The sequence below is a fragment of the Leucobacter sp. GX0328 genome (assembly GCF_053567315.1).
The window spans coordinates 276841-294448 of record NZ_JBSGPC010000001.1; the positions used below are offsets into that span (position 1 = coordinate 276841).

Below are 17608 nucleotides of genomic sequence, written 5' to 3' on the forward strand. Positions count from 1 at the left end.
TCGTGCTTGCAGAAGCGCGAGTATCTTGCTGCCGAAAACTACGTGAATGCCGTGAGCATCCCATCAAGAACATTAGACGTCATCCAGAAAAAGCGCAACGCGCGTCTTTACCATGAGGCCGATGGGCGGACCCTGGGGCCGCGACAGACGGAATACTGCGCCGGCCGACGCGGTTGAGGGCTGCAGACAGTCCCGAGTGGAAGAATGGTGGATATGTCCGCTCTCTCCAATGCCGAGGTCGCCGAGCTCCGCGCGGCCTTCCCCTATTTCGCACACCTCGACGCGACGCCCGGATCGGCCGCGTACCTCGACTCGGCCGCGACGTCGCAGCGGCCGAGCGTCGTACTCGACGCCGAACGGCGCTTCCTCGAATCGGCGAACGCCGCGGTGCATCGGGGCACGAGCGGCGCGGTCGGCCAGGCCACCGAATCGTTCGAGGGCGCCCGCGCCGCGGTCGCGGAGTTCGTCGGCGCCCCGGCGCCCGAGCAGATCGTCTGGGCTGAGAACGCCACCGACGCCTTGAACATCCTCGCGCTCGGCATCTTCGAAGCGAACGCCGGCGACGCTCTGGGCGTGCCGGGCAGCGAACGCTACCGCCTCGAGCCGGGAGACGAGATCCTCGTCACCGAGAGCGAGCACCACGCGAACCTGATCCCGTGGCAGCGCCTCGCCGCCAAGACCGGCGCGACCTTCCGCTACATCCCGGTGCGCGAAGACGGCACGTGGACGCTCGACGACGCCCGCGAGGCGCTGAACGCGCGCACGCGCGTCTTCGCCTTCACCCACGTCTCGAACGTCACCGGCTACTTCGCCCCGGTCGCGGAGCTCGTCGAGCTCGCGCACGCCGTCGGCGCGGTCACCGTGCTCGACGCCTGCCAGTCGGTGCCGCACATCCCCGTCGATCTCGGCGCGCTCGGCGTCGACTTCGCTGCCTTCTCGGCGCACAAGATGCTCGGCCCGAACGGCCTCGGCGTACTGTACGGCAGGCCCGAGCTGCTCGACGCACTGCCCCCGTCGCGCACGGGAGGCTCGGCGATCACGAAGGTGACGATGGAGTCGGCGCTCTACATGCCGCCGCCCATGCGCTTCGAGCCGGGCACGCAGCCCGTATCGCAGGCGGTCGGGCTCGGCGCGGCCGTCGGGTTCCTTTCGCAGGTCGGTATGGATCGCGCCGCTTCGCGCGAGCACGAGCTCGTCGAGCGCCTCGTCGACGGCATCGCCGCCACCCCGGGGCTGCGCCTGCTCGGACCGGCGGATGCTTCGAAGCGCGTCGCGCTCGCGGCGGTGTCGGTCGAAGGCCTGCACGCGCACGACGTCGGCCAGTTCCTCGACGAGCAGGGAGTGCTCGTGCGCGTCGGCCACCACTGCGCCCAGCCGCTGCACCGGGCCCTCGGCATCGCCTCGTCGACGCGGGCGAGCGTGCACCTGACCACCACCGAGGACGAGATCGATCGGTTCCTCGACGCGCTCCGCGGCGCCCAGCGGTACTTCGGCGTGGAGGTATCCGCATGAGCGCGCTCGACGGTCTGTACCAGGAAGTCATTCTCGACCATTCGAAGCGGCCGATCGGCAAGGGCGCGCTCGATCCGGCCGTCGGCGAACTCTCGGCATCGCATCACGAGTTCAATCCGAGCTGCGGCGACGAGATCGACCTCTCGGTATCGGTCGACCCGGCGACGGGCACGGTGACCGGCATCGCCTGGGAGGGCCAGGGCTGCTCGATCTCGATGGCGTCGGCCTCGATCCTGTCGCAGCTGATCCGCGAGGAGCCGCTGACGCTCGAGCAGGCGCAGGTGCGCATCGACGCCTTCCGCGAGATGATCCAGGCGCGCGGTAAGGGCGGCGAGCCCGACGACGAGCTGCTCGGCGACGCCGTCGCGCTGCAGGGCGTCTCGAAGTTCGTGATGCGGGTGAAGTGCGCCATGCTCGGCTGGGTCGCCCTCGAGGCCGACCTGCGCCAGGTGGAGGCGCAACTGGCGTAGCAAGCAGGCGGGCGAGGCGCCAAATCGCCGAAAGCTTCTTCCTCCACAGGTACGCTATTCGGCGAATTCGTGGATCTCTCGTCGCGAGTTCTGTGGAGAACTCGGAACGCCCGCGAATCGTGCCGATGATCGAGGTATGACCGCATACTCCGACTCCACGCCAGAGGTCATCCGGTGCCGCACGACCGCCGATTTCCTCGCCGCCCTCCCCCTGCTCGTCGGTTTCACCGCCACGAACAGCATCTTCATCGTCCTCTTCGCCGGCCGTTTCGCCGGCCGCACGGTGCGGCTCGATCTGCCCGAGGACGACAGCCCCGCGACCACCGCGCCGCTGCTCGACTTCATCGCAGGTACCCTGCGCGAACTGCACGAGATCGAGACGATCTCGCCCGCGATCGTGATCACGACCGATCTGCCGTTCCCTCCGCGCGGCCCGGCCCCCTGGCAGCGGCTGGCCCGACGCCTCGAGCGTCGTCTGCGTCGCGACGGCCTCCCGCTGCGCGAGCTGTGCTGCCTGGCCGCCGACCGCTGGGTCGGCTTCCTCGACCCGCACGCGCCCGCGGGCGGGCGGCCGCTCTCCGAGATCGAGCGGAGCACCGTCGCCCGCCTGCATCGGAGCGACGCCGAGGTGCACGATCTCTCGACCCTCGGTCGCATCCCCGCCCCCGACCCCGCCCGATCAGAGGCCGTTTCGCAGGCACTGTCGCAGCTGCCGCCGTACACGATCCCCCGGCCGGTACCGGGGCGCTCGTTCGGCGAGGCCGCTCGCAGCAGCCGGTCCCTCCCCCGCGATGGGCTCGACTGGATGCACGAGACGGCGGCCGTGGCCGAGGCGCTGCGGGCCGTGAGCGCAACCCCCTCCTCCGGACTCGACCCCACGAGCACCGCCCGTCTCGCGCGCACCGCAGCGCACTCAGACCGTTGGCTCGTACTCGTGATCGGCCTGCTCACGCGGCCCGAGTTCCCGATCGAGCTCGCGCAGTGCGGAGAAGCGCCCGAGGGCTTCGCCGGCATCCCCATCGATGTCGACGACGGGTCTCGCCGGCCGCCCGTCGCCGGCTGGTCGATCAGACGCATCCTGACGGGCATCTGCCCGGGCTTCGAAGACCACGAGCGGCTGCCTCCGCTCGTCGATGCCCTGGCTCGGTCGATTGCCGACACCCCGACCGAACTGCGTCCGGGCCAGTTCGCGCTCAGCGCGCTGCTGTGGTGGTTGCGGGGCAACCAGACGGTCGCGAGCCGTCACATCGCCGAAGCGCTCGCGATCACCGCCGATGATGACGACGACGACGCCATCGTGCGCATGGTCGAACGCGTCGTCGAGGTGCCGCTCACCGCGCGCATGCTCCGCTCTCGGCAGCGGCAGTCGGCCGGGCGTGCCGCGTAGGTGCGGCGCCGGTACCTCAGTGGAGGGGACGTCACACATGCATCAGCGGCCGATGACCTCCCGCTGCAGCACCGCGACGATGCGATCGACGTCGGCGACGTCGATCGCATCGTCGAGCGTGAACCTGATGGCGGTCTGCGCGAGCACGGGGTCCATGCCGAGCGCGAGCAGCGCGGGCGAAGGCTCGTCCTCCCCCGCCGCGCATGCCGACCCCGACGAGACCGCGAACCCCGCCGCATCGAGAGCGACGAGCATCGACTCGCCGCTGCGCCCGGCCACGACGAACGAGGCGTGACCGGGCAGCCGCTCCTCCGGGTGCCCGGTCAGTCGGGCGCCGGGCAATTCGGCGACCACGCGGGCGATGAGCGCGTCACGGCTGCGCAGTAGTGCAAGCGCGTGCGTGCCGATCGCTGCGCGGCCCGCGCGCACGGCGGCCGCGAACCCGGCGAGCGCCGGCACGTTGTGGGTGCCCGAGCGCAGGCCGCGCTCCTGACCGCCCCCGTGCAGCAGCGGTTCGAGCGCGATGCTGCTGCGCACGAGGAGCGCCCCGGCGCCCTGCGGCCCGCCGAACTTGTGGGACGCGACGGTCATCGCGTCGACGGCGCCGCCCGGCCAGCCCGACCCGGCGTCGTCCGAGAACGAGACCGGCAGCGCGGCCGCCGCTTGTACGGCGTCGGTGTGCACGAGCGCGCCGTGCGCACGGGCGGCTGCGGCGATCTCGACGATCGGCTGCACCGTGCCGATCTCGGCATTCGCGAGCCCGACCGATACGAGCGTGGTGTCGGCGCGCACGGCCGCCTCGACGGCCGCCGGATGCACGACGCCGTCGGCATCGACCGGCAGCAGTTCGATCTCGAAGCCGAACATGCGGGCGAGGTAGTCGCAGCTCTCGAGCACCGAGGGGTGCTCGATCGGGGTCGTGACGATGTGCCGCCCGCGCGGCCGCGCGAGCGCCGCCCCGATGATCGCGAGATTGTTGGCCTCGGTGCCGCCCGAGGTGAACACCACCTCGTTGGCCCGTGCCCCGAGCGCCGCGGCGACGGTGTCCCGTGCTTCGTCGACGACGACCCGCGCGCGGTGACCGGGCGCGTGCACGCTCGACGGGTTCGCCGGCCCGGCTTCGAGCACCGCGACCATGGCGGCGAGCGCTTCGGGGCGCAGCGGAGCCGTCGCGGCGGCGTCGAGGTAGCGGTTCATCGTGCGCCTGTCACGGGCCCTGCCACCGGGTCGGCGTCGAGGCCGAGATCGAGGGCGCGGGCGCCGTGGGTGAGCAGGCCGACCGAGACGATATCGACGCCGGATTCGGCGATCGCGGCGACCGTGTCGAGGGTGACGCCGCCGCTGGCTTCGGCGATCGCGCGCCCGTCGATGAGCCGCACGCCCTCGGCGAGCGCCGCGGGGTCGAGGTTGTCGAGCAGGATGCCGGTCGCGCCCGCCTCGAGCACCGGGGCGATCTGGTCGAGGCGGTCGACCTCCACGATGATCGAGGTCGTGTGCCCGGCGCGCTCGCGCAGGTGGCGCAGGGCGGCGGTCGTGGTCTCGGCGTCGGCGGCGCCGAGGGCGACGAGGTGATTGTCCTTCACCATCACGGCGTCCGAGAGGCTGAAGCGGTGGCTCGAACCGCCGCCGGCCTGCACGGCGTGCTTCTCGAAGGCGCGCAGACCGGGCGTCGTCTTGCGGGTGTCGGCGATACGGGCGCGGGTATGCGTGACCGCATCGACGAAGCGGGAGGTGAGCGTGGCGATGCCGCTCATGCGCTGGGCGAAGTTCAGCGCGATGCGCTCAGCGGTGAGCACGCCGCGCGCCGGGCCCGAGATGCGCGCGAGCACGTCTCCCGACGAGAAGCGCGTGCCCTCGGGCACGAGGTCGGCGACGACGATGCGCGCGTCGGTCAGCCCGAATGCGGCCTCGATGACGGGGCCGCCCGCGAAGACCCCGGGCTCGCGCGCGACGATGCGGGCCGTGAGCTGCGCCTCCTGCGGAATGGTGAGCTCGACGGTGAGGTCGCCCCACGGGGCATCCTCTTCGAGTGCGCGGCGGACGGCGGATTCGATGTGGTGCGGGGTCAGCACGGGGTCAGGCTCCCTTGAACGGATCGTGCCGCGGCAGAGGCCGCGGTGTCGGCGGTACTCGCAGCACCCGATGCGTCGGGGCGCGAGAAGCGGAACGCCCGTCGCCGCGCCTGGACGGGGTCGCTGCCGGGGTGGTCGGCGCGCTGATGCGCACCGCGCGATTCCGTGCGCTCCGCGGCCGCGAGCACGAGCATCGCGGCGAGTTCGGCGGCGGGGCCGGTGCGGGGGCGCAGCGCCTCCTGCGCGGCGCCCAGCCCGTGCGCATCGCGTTCGATGCCGAGCCCGGTCTCGAGCGCGGCGGCGACCGCGGCGCGTTCGAGCGCTTCCCGGCCGTGCGCGACGGGTTCGGTCGACGATGCGAGCCGCACCGGCGTCGCGTCGGCGGCGAGGGCCCGGATGCCGGGGCCGCGCGGCTCCCAGCGCGCACGGCCGTCGCGCACCCATGCGGCGGCGGCACGACCGGCGCGGCCACCGAACACGAGGCCTTCGAGCAGCGAGTTCGAGGCCAGGCGATTGGCCCCGTGCACGCCGGTCGAAGAGACTTCGCCGGCGACGAGCAGCCCGGGCACCGTCGACCGCCCGTCGAGATCGCTCGCGACCCCGCCCATCGAGTAATGGGCCGCGGGGGCGACCGGAATCTCCTCGCGCGCCCAGTCGTAGCCGTGGCGCGCGAGCATGGCGCTGATGCCGGGGAACCGCTTCGCGAGCGCCCCGGGCCCCTCGGCGGCTTCGATGCCGCGGGCGTCGAGCCACACCGAGACCTCGCCTCGTTCGCGCAGGGTGCGGTGCACGGCGCGGGAGACCACGTCGCGGGGCGCGAGTTCGGCGCGCGGGTCGGCGCCCTGCATGAACCGTCGCCCGCTGCCGTCGCGGAGCACCGCTCCGGCTCCGCGCACGGCCTCCGACACCAGTTCGCCGGTGCCCGCGAGCACGGTCGGGTGGAACTGCACGAACTCGAGATCGGCGACGAGCGCGCCCGCTCGAGCGGCCAGCACGATGCCCTCGCCCCGGGCCTCCGCATGGTTCGAGGTGCGCGGGAACAGTCCGGCGTAGCCGCCCGTGGCGAGCACCACCGCATCGGCAGAGCGCACGGCGAGCCCGCCGTGCGCATCGCGCAGCACGACTCCGGTCACTGCGCCCGCGTCCTCGATCAGCGACACCGCCGTCATCTTCCCGCGGATGACGAGCCGGCCCGCGCGCTCCGCGTCGCGCGCCCGCGCGCTCAGGCATGCGTGCAGCACCGCGCCCGAACGGTCCCCGCCGCCGTGCACGATGCGGGAGGCCGAGTGGGCGGCTTCGAGCCCGAGGCGCACTCGGCCGTCGGCGTCGCGATCCGCTGCGAAGCCACCGGCGAGCATCCGCCGCAACGCCGCGGCGCCGTCGCGCACCAGGACGTCGGCGGCCTGCGGGTCGACGAGACCGGCGCCGGCGGCGATCGTATCGGCGAGGTGCGCCTCCGGCGAGTCGCCCGGGCCGATCGCCGCGGCGATGCCGCCCTGCGCGAGCACGGTGTTGCAGCCCGCCGCACGGCTGTCGTCGCCGGCCTCGGCCATCCCGGGTTCGAGACCGATGAGTTCGACGCCGCACTCGGCGCCGGCCGCCGTCGCGGCGGCGGCAAGCGCGCACGAGAGCCCGGCGACGCCCGCCCCGATGACGACGATCACGGCCGTGCCGCGAGCATGCGTTCGAGGGCGACCCGCGAGTCGCCGGCGACCGAATCCGCGACCGTGATGCGGTTGGGCGTCGATCCCTGCACCAGCGACTCGAGCGTCCAGGCGAGGTACGCCGGATGGATGCGGTACATCGTCGAACAGGGGCACACGACGGGGTCGAGGCAGAAGATCGTGAGGTCGGGGCGCTGCTGCTGCAATCGGTTCACGAGATTGATCTCGGTGCCGATGGCGAGCACGTCGCCGGGAGCCGCGGCCTCGACGGCCCCCCGGATGTATTCAGTGGACCCTGCGCCGTCGGCCGCGTCGACGACCGGGGCCGGGCACTCGGGGTGCACGATGACCCGCACCCCCGGGTAGTCCGCGCGGGCCTGCTCGATCTGTGCGACCGAGAAGCGCTTGTGCACCGAGCAGAAACCATTCCAGAGGATGACGCGGGCGTTCTCGATCTGCTCGGTCGAGTTGCCGCCGAGCGGCAGGTGCGGGCGCCACAGGGGCATCTCGGCCTCGGTCACGCCCATCGCCCTCGCGGTGTTGCGGCCGAGGTGCTGGTCGGGGAAGAAGACGACGCGCTGCCCGCGGGCGAAGGCCCATTCGAGCACGGTGCGCGCGTTCGACGAGGTGCAGACGATGCCGCCGTTCCGGCCGCAGAAGGCCTTGATCGCGGCAGACGAGTTCATGTACGTGACCGGGATGACGGGCTGCAGGCCGTCCGCCGTCGGGCCCTCGCCGAGCACCGAGGCGAGCTCGCGCCAGCAGTCCTCGACCTGTTCGATGGTGGCCATGTCTGCCATGGAGCAGCCGGCGGCGAGGTTCGGCAGGATCACGGCCTGCTCGGGTGCCGATAGGATGTCGGCGGTCTCGGCCATGAAGTGCACGCCGCAGAAGACGAAGGCCTCGGTCTCGGGGCTCGCCTTGGCGGCCTGGGCAAGCATGAACGAGTCGCCGACGAAGTCGGCGTACCGGACGATCTCGTCCCGCTGGTAGAAGTGGCCGAGGATGCGCACGCGCTCTCCCAGCTCCGCTTTCGCCGCCATGATCCGGTCGTGGAGCTCGTCGTCGCTCGCCTCGGTGTAGCGCGCGGGGAGCGGGCCCTGCCGCGGGGCATCGCCCGGAATCCGGTCGCCGGTGGAGGCGCCCGGGCCGTACCCCAGGGCGCGATCGATCGCCCACGGGTCGGCGGTGAGGCCGGAATCGCAGCTCGAGAGGCCGGTCGCACGGAGGGCGATGGGGCGGCGCGAAGGCGCGGGCGTGGCGGCCGTCTCGATGCGGCTCGCGGTGCGCAGGAGTTCTTGCACGCTGGTCATGATGTGCCCTTCTTCGGGAGTTCGGAGTTCGGTGCCGTGCGCTGCGGCGGGGTGGGCCCGGACGCGGGTCGCCGCGGGCCGGGCTCGTGCGGGTCTCGGAAGCGGTAGAGGCGCGCGGGGCGATGCGGAGTGCCCGTCTCGAACTCGCCGGTGTCGACGAGCGTGCCGCGGGCGAGCTCCTGCCGCCGGAAGTTGGCGGGGTCGGCGGGCTCACCGCGCACGGCTTCGTGCACGGCGCGCAGCTGGCCCAGCGTGAACACGGGCCCGAGGAAGCGGTGCGCGATGGCCGAGTACTCGGTCTTCGACCGCAGACGCTCGAGCGCGTACGCCACGATCTCGGCATGGTCGAAGGCGAGGGCCGGCAGGTCGTCGGCCGAGAACCAGGCGACGTTCGGGTCGGCCGGCTCCGTGTCCCCGGCTTCGTCGGCGTCCGCCGGGTCGGGCTCGAGACCCGCCGCGGGCGCGGCGTCGTCCCAGCGCGCGGCCGCCGATGGCGCCCCGTCGTCGTCCGCGGGCGACGGAGCCGCGAGGCTCGGCGAGGCCGCGAGATCGTGTTCTCCGTACAGGGCCCAGTAGGCGATCGTCACGAGGCGCTGCGCCTCGGCGGATCGTTCGACCCCGCCGAACGAGTAGAGCTGCTCGAGGTAGCCGGGCGGCCGCAGCACCGCCGCGTGCAGGCTGCGCAGCGCGGTGTCGGCGAGCGTCTCGTTCCAGCGGGTGGGACCGCCGGGCAGCGCCCAAAGGCCTTGGAAAGGTGCTCGGGTGCGTCGCACGAGCGGAATCCAGAGGGTCGGGGCGCGACCCGAGCCGACCCCTTCCGCCCCGGCGGTGGAGCCCAGCACGGCGCCGAGCGGGGGGCGCAGGGCGAACGCAACGGTCGACACGGCGACCGCGGGCGGCATCGTGCGCCGTTCGCTCACGCTCGCGCTCTCGTACTGCATCTCCACCCCCGCACTTATAGTCATATTGACCATAAGTGAGAATACGCCCCTGCGCCGGTGCCGTCAAACGCTGGATTGTGCGAATCCCACCAACGGTTCGACCGGCTCCGGCCGCGGCCGTAGATTCGAAGCATCGATTCCGACCGACAGGGAACCATGTCAGCGCAGACCGCACCCCACCTCTTCGCCCCGCTCGATCTCGGCTTCACCGTGCTGCCGAACCGGGTGATCATGGGCTCCATGCACCTCGGGCTCGAGGAGGTGCCGGGCGGCTTCGAACGCATGGCCGCCTTCTACGCCGAACGCGCGCGCGGCGGCGCAGCGCTCATCATCACGGGCGGCATCTCGCCGAACGAGGCCGGTCGCCTCACTCCGGGCGCCGCGACGCTCCAACACGAGGGAGAGATCGCGCCGCACCGGCTCATCACCGACGCCGTGCACCGCGAGGGCGGGCGCATCGCCATGCAGATCCTCCACGCCGGCCGCTACGCCGCACACCCCGACCTCGTCGCCCCGAGCCCCCTGCAGGCCCCGATCTCCCCCCTGACGCCGCGCGAGCTCGACGAAGCCGGCATCGAACGCACCATCGACGACTACGTGCGCACCGCGCTGCTCGCCCGCACCGCCGGGTACGACGGCGTCGAGATCATGGGATCCGAGGGGTACCTGCTCAACCAGTTCACGGCGCCCCGCACCAACCTTCGCGACGACCGCTGGGGCGGCTCGTTCGAGAACCGCAGCCGCCTCCCCCTCGAGATCGTGCGACGCGTGCGCGCGGCCGTCGGACCCGACTTCATCATCGTGTACCGCCTCTCCATGCTCGACCTCGTCGACGATGGCGCCCCGCTCGACGAGGTGCTCGCGCTCGCGGGCCTCATCGAGCGGGCCGGAGCCACGCTGCTCGGCACCGGTATCGGCTGGCACGAGGCCCGCATTCCGACCATCGCGGCATCGGTGCCCCGCGGCGCCTTCGGATGGGTGACGCGCCGCGTGCGCGAGCACGTCGGCATCCCGATCATCGCGGCGAACCGCATCAACACCCCCGATGTCGCCGAGCGGCTCATCGCCGACGGCAGCGCCGATCTCGTCGCGCTCGCCCGCCCCTTCCTCGCCGACCCCGAGTTCGTGGCGAAGGCGCGGGCGGGCGCCCCCGAGCGCATCAACAGCTGCATCGGCTGCAACCAGGCCTGCCTCGACCACACCTTCGTCGGCAAGATCACCTCCTGCCTCGTGAACCCGCGGGCCGCCCACGAGACCGAGATCGTGATCGAGCAGACGACCGCCCCGAAGCGCATCGCCGTCATCGGCGCGGGCCCGGCGGGCCTCTCGTGCGCCACGACGGCGGCATCGCGCGGGCACGCCGTCACGCTCTTCGACGCGGCCGAGGAGATCGGCGGCCTGCTGAACCTTGCGCGACGAGTGCCCGGCAAGAGCGAGTTCGACGAGACCGTGCGCTACTTCGGCGTGCGCCTGCGCGAGACCGGCGTCGAGGTATGGCTCGGGCAGCGGGTCGACGCGGCGCACCTCGCCGAGGCCGGCTTCGACGAGATCGTCGTCGCGACCGGAGTGAATCCGCGCCGGCCCGCGATCCCCGGTCTCGAGCACACGAGCGTGGTCGGCTACGCCGATGTGCTGCGCGGCCGCGTCGAGGCGGGCGAGCGCGTCGCGATCATCGGAGCCGGCGGCATCGGCTTCGATGTCGCCGAGTATCTGACCGCGACCGGGCCGGAGGATCCCGCGGACATCGCCGGCTTCCTCGCCCGCTGGGGCGTCGACCCGGAGCACCTGCAGCCGGGCGGCATCACCGCCCCGGCTCCCGCGAGATCGCCCCGGGAGGTGACGATGCTGCAGCGGAAGCCGGGCAAGCTCGGTGCGGGCCTCGGCAAGACGACCGGCTGGATCCACCGGCTCGAGGCCGTGCGGCGCGGCGTGCACCAGGTCGCGGGCGCCGAGTACCTCGGCATCGACGATGCCGGCCTGCGCATCAGCGTTCCCGGCAGTGCGGGCACGGCAGACGGCGCCGCTGACCCGGCCCGCACCGAACAGCTGGTCGAGGTCGACACGATCGTCGTCTGCGCGGGGCAGGAGCCCGAGAGGTCCCTGCACGACGCGCTCGCCGAGCGGGGCATCGCGAGCCACCTCATCGGCGGGGCCGACGTGGCCGCCGAACTCGACGCGAAGCGCGCCATCGATCAGGGCATGCGACTGGCCGCCCGTCTCTGAAACGCCGCCGGGTCAGCCGCGCAGCGCTGCGGCGACATCGAGCGCCTCGCCGACGAGCTGCTGCATCGAGTGGCGCCCGGCGCCCTGCATGGCCCAGCGCCACACCGCTCCGACGAGCGCCGCTGCGTAGCCCGCCGCGAGCACCTCGGCGCTGATCGGCGCCTCGCCCGCGCGCACCATGCGCTCGGCGATCGCCCCGGCGACGCGCAGCTGCCGCACGGCCCGACCGCTCGCGAGCTCCTCTTCGACGCCCATGTTGCGGGCGTCGACGATCGCGAGCGCCAGCGTCTCGGGCGGCGCACCGTCGCCGAACCCGGCGAGGGCCGCCGCGAGCGGAATGCCGCCGTCGCCGAGCGCCGTCTCGAGCCGGTCGACGTGCTCGTCGAACACGAACCACAGGATGCCGGGCTTCGACTCGAAGTAGTTGAAGAAGCTCGACCGACTCACCCCGGCGCGGCGAGCGATCTCGGTGATCGAGGTCGCGTCGTAGCCCTGCTCCAGGAACAGCTCGCAGGCCGCATCGGCGAGCACTTCGCGCGACGAGGCATGGGGTCGTCCACGCGTATTGGCTGCCATGCGTCTCACCTTAGCGCCCGGAGCGACCGGCTCCCGTTCGGCCGGGCCGGCCGAACGGCAGCCGGTGCTACTCCGATGATCCGATGACGGTGCCCGTGCGCAGCTCCGCGAGCAGCGCGAGCACGGCCGCGGCCGCCTCGGGATCGTCGACCCGTTCGCGGGCCTGCGTCCTGCCCGCCCCCACCTTGATGCCGAGATCATCCCGGCCGAGGCGGGCGAACACGTCCTCGTCGGTCACGTCGTCGCCGAGGAAGAGCGCGGGCGCCGCCGGCAGCCCGGAGCGGATCGCGGCGAGCGCCGTGCCCTTGTCGCTCTCGCGCACCGAGAACTCGCGCACGCGCTTGCCGACGCGATGCGCGAACCCGGCCGAGGCCGCGAGCCCGACGGCTGCCTCGAGTAGCTCCTCGGCCCGCGTCTCGTCGCGCACCTGGCGCGTGTGCACCGCCACGCCGAACGGCTTGCGCTCGAAGCGCAGACCGGGCTCGCCGCCGAGCACCCGTTTCAGCAACCGGTCGAGCGCCTCGATGCGTTCGGCGTCCTCGACCGACAGTTCGGGCGCCGCCTCGGTGCGCGCGGCTCCGGGCATCAACAGTTCGGCGCCGTGCGACCCCGAGACCGTCCAGGCCGAGGTGTCGAGGCCGGTCTCCGCGAGCCCCGTCAGGGATCGGCCCGAGAGCACCACCACGTGCACGCCCGGCGCGCGGCTCAGCACGTCGAGGGCCTGCTGCGCCCGCGGCAGGATGCGCGCATCCTGCGGGCGCGACACGATCGGCGCGACCGTGCCGTCGAAGTCGGTGGCGACGGTGAGGGTCGGCTGCGCGGCGAGGCGCCGGATGCGCTCGGCGACTCCGCGCGGCACGAACGCCGCGTGGTGCACGGCGAGCTCCCCGGTGATCGCGTCGCCGCCCGTGGCGACGTCGTGGAGCGAGGCGGCAGCGCCCACCGCGCCCAGGAACTCGTCGGCCCAGTGCGCGACGTCGTTGTGGAACACCACCTCGCGCAGGGCGCGCATGCGACGACTCTGCTCGCCCTCCGGCATATGCACGGCGCGCAGGATCGCCGACTTCAGGCCCTCGATGTCGTGGGGGTTCACGCGCAGCGCCTCGCGCAGCTCGTCGGCCGCACCCGCGAACTCGCTGAGCACCAGCACCCCGCGCTCATCGCCGCGCACCGCGACGTACTCCTTCGCAACGAGATTCATGCCGTCGCGCAGCGGCGTCACCAGCAGCACGTCGGCCGCCTGGTACAGCGCCGCCATCTCCTCGCGACCGTAGCCCTGGTGCAGATACACGACGGGAGTGCTGCCGATCGAACCGTGCGTGCCGTTGATGCGGCCGACCGTCACCTCGACGTCGTCGCGCAGCTGCTGATAGGCGCCGACGCGCTCGCGGCTCGGGCTCGCGACCTGCACGAGCACCGTCTCCTTCGCGGGAATATCGCCGAACGAGAGCATCTCGTCGAGCGCCTTCAAGCGGTGCCTGATGCCCTTCGTGTAGTCGAGCCGGTCGACGCCGAGCATAACGGTCTCGGGGTCGCCGAGTTCGGCGCGGATCTCCCGTGCGCGCTGCTGCACGTCGGGACGCTGGGCGAGGGCTTCGAAGCTCCGGGCGTCGATCGAGATCGGGAACTCCTGCGCGAGCACGCGGCGCATGCTGCCGTCGACCTCCTGCACGCCCAACGTGTTGCCGAGCACCGGCGTGCCGAGATAGCGCTCGGCGGCGAACCGGAAGCTCACCGCGTCCTGTGCGCGCTGGAACCCGACGACATCGGCGCCGAGAACGCCCCGCATGATCTGCTTGCGCCACGGCAGCTGCGCGAACAGGCTGCCCGGCGGGAAGGGAATGTGCAGGAAGAAGGCGATGGTGAGGTCGGGGCGCAGTTCGCGCAGCATCTGCGGTACGAGCTGCAGCTGGTAGTCGTGCACCCAGACGATGGCTCCCCGACCGGCGCTGCTCGCGACGCGCTCGGCGAAGCGCTGGTTGACCGCTTGATAGGCGTCCCACCATTCGCGGTGGAACTCCGGCGGCGCGATGACGTCGTGGTAGAGCGGCCAGAGGGTGCCGTTCGAGAAGCCTTCGTAGTACTCCTCGATCTCGTGCTCGCTCAACCGCACGGGTTCGAGACGCATCGTCTCGATCGCGAAGGGCGCGACCTCCTCATCGGCGACGCCAGCCCAGCCGACCCACACGCAGCCCAGCTCGCGCACGATCGGCTCGACTGCGGTGACGAGCCCGCCCGGCGAGGTGCGCCAGGTCACCTCCCCGTCCGGGCCGGTGACCCGATCGACGGGCAATCGGTTCGACACCATGACCAGCTCACGACGGCCTACGACCTCGCTGAGTGTGCGCTTGCGCGGTTTCATGAACGCCTCCTCGCCTCCACGGCCAGGGTAGCGCGCTCGCCCCGAGGCGGGCGAACCGCACGTCATACGACCGTCATCCTCCGAGCGGGCGCCACTCCAGATCGTCTGCCGAGGCGATGCCGGCGCGCGCGTTCGCGAAGCTCGTGAACCCCTCGCCCTCAATGCGGGCGAGCAGCGTCTTCATGTTCTTCTGCCGCTTCTCGAGGCGCACACGGTGACCGCGTGCGACGAGCTCGCGCTTGAGCCGCAGGAGGTCTGCCGAGGCGATCGCGTCGCCGCCCTTCGCGTCGTACACGAGCACGACGGATTCGGGGCCGTCTGCGCCGGGAATCGAGACGAGATCGACGACCCGCTCGAACCCGATCGAGAAACCGACCGCGGGCACATCCTGGCCGAGGAAGCGGCCGACCATGCCGTCGTAGCGGCCGCCGCCGCCGACCGAGCTGCCCGAGCCGGGGTGGGCGACCTCGAAGATGGTGCCGGTGTAGTAGCCCATGCCGCGCACGAGCGTCGGGTCGAACCGCACCTCGACGCCGCCGGGCAACGAGCCGGTGAGCGCATCTCCGAGTGCGGCGAGATTCTCGATGCCCTCCTCCGCGGCCCCGTCGGGCAGCACCGCGCGGATGGCGTCGCCGTCGAGAGCGATGCCCTCGCCCTCGAGCGCGGGCTCGACGGCGGCGAGCACCTCCCCGATGCGCTCCGCGGCCGTCGAGTCGATGCCGCGCAGCTCCTCGACGACTCCGGCGGCACCGATCTTGTCGAGCTTGTCGATGACGATAAGCGCGTGATCGTGCGTCGCGGGGGCGAACCCGCAGTGCGCGAGCAGACCGAACAGGATGCGGCGGTCGTTCACGCGGATGACGCAGCCCTCGAGGCCGAGCGAGGCGAAGACCTCCGACGTCGCGGTGACGAGCTCGATCTCGGCGAGCAGCCCCGATTCGCCGATGATATCGATATCGGCCTGCACGAACTGGCGGTAGCGGCCCCGCTGCGGCCGCTCGGCCCGCCAGACCGGCGCGATCTGGATCGATCGGAACACGGGCGGCAGCTCCGCCCGGTGCGTGGCGTAGAAGCGCGTGAGCGGCACGGTGAGGTCGAAGCGCAGACCGAGATCGGCGATCTCTGCGACGTCGCCCGACTCGGCCGCGGCGGCGAGCGCCTCGGCGCCGATCCCCCGCTTCAGGATCGAGAAGCTCAGCTTCTCGTTATCGCCGCCGAGGCCCGCGTGGAGCCGTCCGTAATCCTCGACCACCGGCGTCTCGATCTCGTCGAATCCGTGCGCCCGGTAGACGCTTCTGATCACGCCGAGCGCGTGCTCGCGCCGGGCCTTGTCAGCAGGGAGGAAGTCGCGCATGCCGCGCGGCGGGTTCACATTGGCCATGACCGCCATTCTCTCACGGCGCTGCCCCGGCGGCCGCTACTCGCCGGCCGTGCGCTCGGCGAGGCGGTCGACCGCGAGGCGCAGGGCCCGGTCGGGGTCGATGCCGCCGGCGTTCGCGCGCATGACGAGGGCGAGCATCGAATCGCCGATCGCGAGCTCGGCGAGGCGCTGCTCGTCCGGGCCGATCGCAGCGGCCAGCGGGTCGTCCGAATGGCCGGCCGCGTCGCTCGGGTCGATGAGCCGCGCCCGTCGCAACCGTTCGACGACCTTCGCCGCGCGAGCGAGGGTCGGCATGCCGGCGGGGATGCCGTCGAGCGCGCCGCGCGACCCGCGCTCCTCGCCCGCCGCGTCCTCCTTCAGGCGCTCCCATTCGTCATGCAGTTCTTCGACCGTCATGTACCCGCGGTCGCCGAAGACATGGGGATGGCGGGCGATCAGCTTGTCGGCGAGGCTGCCTGCCACTTCGTCGAGATCGTAGCCCTCGCCGTCGCGCTCTGCGATCGCCGCATGGAAGAGCACCTGGTAGAGCACGTCGCCGAGCTCCGAGCGCACTTCGTCGGCGGGCAGGCCGCGCTCGACGGCGTCGACGAACTCCGAGCTCTCCTCGATGAGGAACGGGGTCAGGCTCTCGTGGGTCTGCTCCTCGTGCCAGGCGCAGCCGCCCGGCTCGACCATGCGCCGCACGACGGCCTGCGCGCGTCTGAGAGGGTCGCCGCCCGGTTCGATGCTCGTCTCGGTCGCCGGTTCATCACCTTCTGCTTCGAAGCCCATGCCTTCCACCTTAGAGCGAAGCGCCGGGGAGGTCCCCGGGAAGCCCATCGCGCCGGGCCCGCGTCTGCTCGGCGCGCGCCGCCAGATCCTCATCGGCCGGGTAGGCAATCTCCTCGAGGCTCAGCCCGTGCGCCGGCATCACCGTGAACCGGCTCGTGCGCGTTCGCGCATCCCTCAGCACCGGCACCTCGGCCCCGTCGATGCGCCCCGAGCCGACCGCGACCGCGGCTCCGACCAGGGCCCGCACCATCGAGTGGCAGAACGCATCGGCCTCGATCGCCGCGACGATCGCGCCGTCGTCGGCGATGCGCCAGTCGAAGCGCAGCAGCTCGCGCACGGCCGTCGCGCCCTCACGGGCTTTGCAGAACGTCGTGAAATCCTGCAGCCCGAGCAGTTCGTCCGAGGCCCGCTGCATCGCGGCGACATCGAGGCGCCTCGGCACATCTGCAGTGAAGCGCGCCGTCAACGGGTCGCGCCGCGACCGCTGATCGCGCAGTCGGTACTCGTACCGACGCCGCAGCGCCGAGAAGCGCGCATCGAACGCGCCGGGCACCGCGCGCACCGAGTGCACCACCGCGTCGGGGGCGCTGCGCCCGAGCACGCCGTTCAGCCGGCGGGCGCGCAGTTCGGCATCCGCCCGATCCGTGCCGGCCGATGAGCCGCGCCCCTGCCACCTCGCGTACTGCTCGGGCGTGACATCGAGGTGCGCGACCTGGCCGCGTGCGTGCACGCCCGCGTCCGTGCGCCCGGCCACCGTGAGCCGCACGGCGTCGGTGCGCAGCAGCACGGCGATCGCCCGCTCGAGCTCCCCCTGCACCGTGCGCAGCCCGGGCTGCACCGCCCAGCCCGAGAAGTCGGTGCCGTCGTACGACAGATCGAAACGGAGCCTGATGTTCTCTGGGGTCACGCTTCGATCCTGCCAGATCGCGCCTCGCC

Annotated in this window: 14 protein-coding genes; 4 read left to right on the forward strand and 10 right to left on the reverse strand. The window is 72.3% G+C overall.

What is annotated here, in order from left to right:
* Positions 1–213: 213 nt before the first annotated feature.
* From ACUYTF_RS01210 to ACUYTF_RS01220, 3 genes are all read left to right on the forward strand, one after another.
* A complete protein-coding gene (locus tag ACUYTF_RS01210; protein WP_449279220.1) occupies positions 214–1512 on the forward strand; it encodes an aminotransferase class V-fold PLP-dependent enzyme in 1299 nt (432 codons plus the stop codon).
* The gene (sufU, locus tag ACUYTF_RS01215; protein WP_434141336.1) at positions 1509–1982 is read left to right on the forward strand and encodes a Fe-S cluster assembly sulfur transfer protein SufU; all 474 of its coding nucleotides are present in this window, start codon (positions 1509–1511) and stop codon (positions 1980–1982) included. The genes ACUYTF_RS01210 and sufU overlap by 4 nt, the downstream gene beginning before the upstream one ends.
* Before the next feature lie 136 nt (positions 1983–2118).
* The gene (locus ACUYTF_RS01220; RefSeq protein ID WP_434141334.1) at positions 2119–3369 is read left to right on the forward strand and encodes a hypothetical protein; all 1251 of its coding nucleotides are present in this window, start codon (positions 2119–2121) and stop codon (positions 3367–3369) included.
* Between the two features lie 42 nt (positions 3370–3411).
* Here the strand turns inward: ACUYTF_RS01220 and ACUYTF_RS01225 are convergent, their stop codons facing one another.
* The 5 genes from ACUYTF_RS01225 to ACUYTF_RS01245 are packed head-to-tail and all read right to left on the reverse strand — an operon-like array spanning position 3412 to position 9392.
* Positions 3412–4566: an aminotransferase class V-fold PLP-dependent enzyme gene (locus ACUYTF_RS01225; protein ID WP_434141332.1), complete on the reverse strand. Its 1155-nt coding sequence runs from the start codon at positions 4564–4566 to the stop codon at positions 3412–3414.
* Positions 4563–5441: a carboxylating nicotinate-nucleotide diphosphorylase gene (gene nadC, locus ACUYTF_RS01230; RefSeq protein ID WP_434141330.1), complete on the reverse strand. Its 879-nt coding sequence runs from the start codon at positions 5439–5441 to the stop codon at positions 4563–4565. Before nadC ends, ACUYTF_RS01225 begins: the two co-directional genes overlap by 4 nt.
* The gene (locus ACUYTF_RS01235; protein ID WP_449279221.1) at positions 5435–7105 is read right to left on the reverse strand and encodes an L-aspartate oxidase; all 1671 of its coding nucleotides are present in this window, start codon (positions 7103–7105) and stop codon (positions 5435–5437) included. Before ACUYTF_RS01235 ends, nadC begins: the two co-directional genes overlap by 7 nt.
* Complete coding sequence (nadA, locus tag ACUYTF_RS01240) at positions 7102–8418, reverse strand: quinolinate synthase NadA (RefSeq protein WP_434141326.1); 1317 nt, start codon at positions 8416–8418, stop codon at positions 7102–7104. The genes ACUYTF_RS01235 and nadA overlap by 4 nt, the downstream gene beginning before the upstream one ends.
* On the reverse strand, positions 8415–9392 hold the full coding sequence (locus ACUYTF_RS01245) for an NUDIX hydrolase (protein ID WP_449279222.1): 978 nt from the start codon (positions 9390–9392) through the stop codon (positions 8415–8417). Before ACUYTF_RS01245 ends, nadA begins: the two co-directional genes overlap by 4 nt.
* Before the next feature lie 123 nt (positions 9393–9515).
* On the opposite strand from ACUYTF_RS01245, the gene ACUYTF_RS01250 reads away from it, so the two are divergent.
* The gene (locus ACUYTF_RS01250) at positions 9516–11582 is read left to right on the forward strand and encodes an oxidoreductase (RefSeq protein WP_434141324.1); all 2067 of its coding nucleotides are present in this window, start codon (positions 9516–9518) and stop codon (positions 11580–11582) included.
* Between the two features lie 12 nt (positions 11583–11594).
* Here the strand turns inward: ACUYTF_RS01250 and ACUYTF_RS01255 are convergent, their stop codons facing one another.
* From ACUYTF_RS01255 to truA, 5 genes are all read right to left on the reverse strand, one after another.
* Positions 11595–12158, reverse strand: coding sequence for a TetR family transcriptional regulator (locus tag ACUYTF_RS01255; RefSeq protein WP_434141323.1), 564 nt, complete (start codon positions 12156–12158; stop codon positions 11595–11597).
* Between the two features lie 67 nt (positions 12159–12225).
* The gene (locus ACUYTF_RS01260) at positions 12226–14520 is read right to left on the reverse strand and encodes a bifunctional alpha,alpha-trehalose-phosphate synthase (UDP-forming)/trehalose-phosphatase (protein WP_434141321.1); all 2295 of its coding nucleotides are present in this window, start codon (positions 14518–14520) and stop codon (positions 12226–12228) included.
* A 73-nt stretch (positions 14521–14593) separates the two neighbouring features.
* Positions 14594–15901, reverse strand: a complete 1308-nt coding sequence (gene hisS, locus ACUYTF_RS01265; protein WP_434141319.1) for a histidine--tRNA ligase — start codon at positions 15899–15901, stop codon at positions 14594–14596.
* Between the two features lie 36 nt (positions 15902–15937).
* Positions 15938–16672, reverse strand: a complete 735-nt coding sequence (locus ACUYTF_RS01270; protein ID WP_434141317.1) for a MazG nucleotide pyrophosphohydrolase domain-containing protein — start codon at positions 16670–16672, stop codon at positions 15938–15940.
* 10 nt (positions 16673–16682) lie between these two features.
* Positions 16683–17579 (reverse strand): tRNA pseudouridine(38-40) synthase TruA, encoded by an 897-nt coding sequence (gene truA / locus ACUYTF_RS01275; protein ID WP_434141315.1) that lies wholly within the window; start codon positions 17577–17579, stop codon positions 16683–16685.
* Between the last annotated feature and the right edge of the window lie 29 nt (positions 17580–17608).

Excerpts from the sequence above, each read along its gene's own strand:
- ACUYTF_RS01210 (WP_449279220.1), top strand. The coding sequence starts at position 214 with ATGTCCGCTCTCTCCAATGCCGAGGTCGCCGAGCTCCGCGCGGCCTTC.
- sufU (WP_434141336.1), top strand. The coding sequence starts at position 1,509 with ATGAGCGCGCTCGACGGTCTGTACCAGGAAGTCATTCTCGACCATTCG.
- ACUYTF_RS01220 (WP_434141334.1), top strand. The coding sequence starts at position 2,119 with ATGACCGCATACTCCGACTCCACGCCAGAGGTCATCCGGTGCCGCACG.
- ACUYTF_RS01225 (WP_434141332.1), bottom strand. The coding sequence starts at position 4,566 with ATGAACCGCTACCTCGACGCCGCCGCGACGGCTCCGCTGCGCCCCGAA.
- nadA (WP_434141326.1), bottom strand. The coding sequence starts at position 8,418 with ATGACCAGCGTGCAAGAACTCCTGCGCACCGCGAGCCGCATCGAGACG.
- ACUYTF_RS01245 (WP_449279222.1), bottom strand. The coding sequence starts at position 9,392 with ATGGTCAATATGACTATAAGTGCGGGGGTGGAGATGCAGTACGAGAGC.
- ACUYTF_RS01250 (WP_434141324.1), top strand. The coding sequence starts at position 9,516 with ATGTCAGCGCAGACCGCACCCCACCTCTTCGCCCCGCTCGATCTCGGC.
- ACUYTF_RS01255 (WP_434141323.1), bottom strand. The coding sequence starts at position 12,158 with ATGGCAGCCAATACGCGTGGACGACCCCATGCCTCGTCGCGCGAAGTG.
- ACUYTF_RS01260 (WP_434141321.1), bottom strand. The coding sequence starts at position 14,520 with ATGAAACCGCGCAAGCGCACACTCAGCGAGGTCGTAGGCCGTCGTGAG.
- hisS (WP_434141319.1), bottom strand. The coding sequence starts at position 15,901 with ATGGCCAATGTGAACCCGCCGCGCGGCATGCGCGACTTCCTCCCTGCT.
- ACUYTF_RS01270 (WP_434141317.1), bottom strand. The coding sequence starts at position 16,672 with ATGGGCTTCGAAGCAGAAGGTGATGAACCGGCGACCGAGACGAGCATC.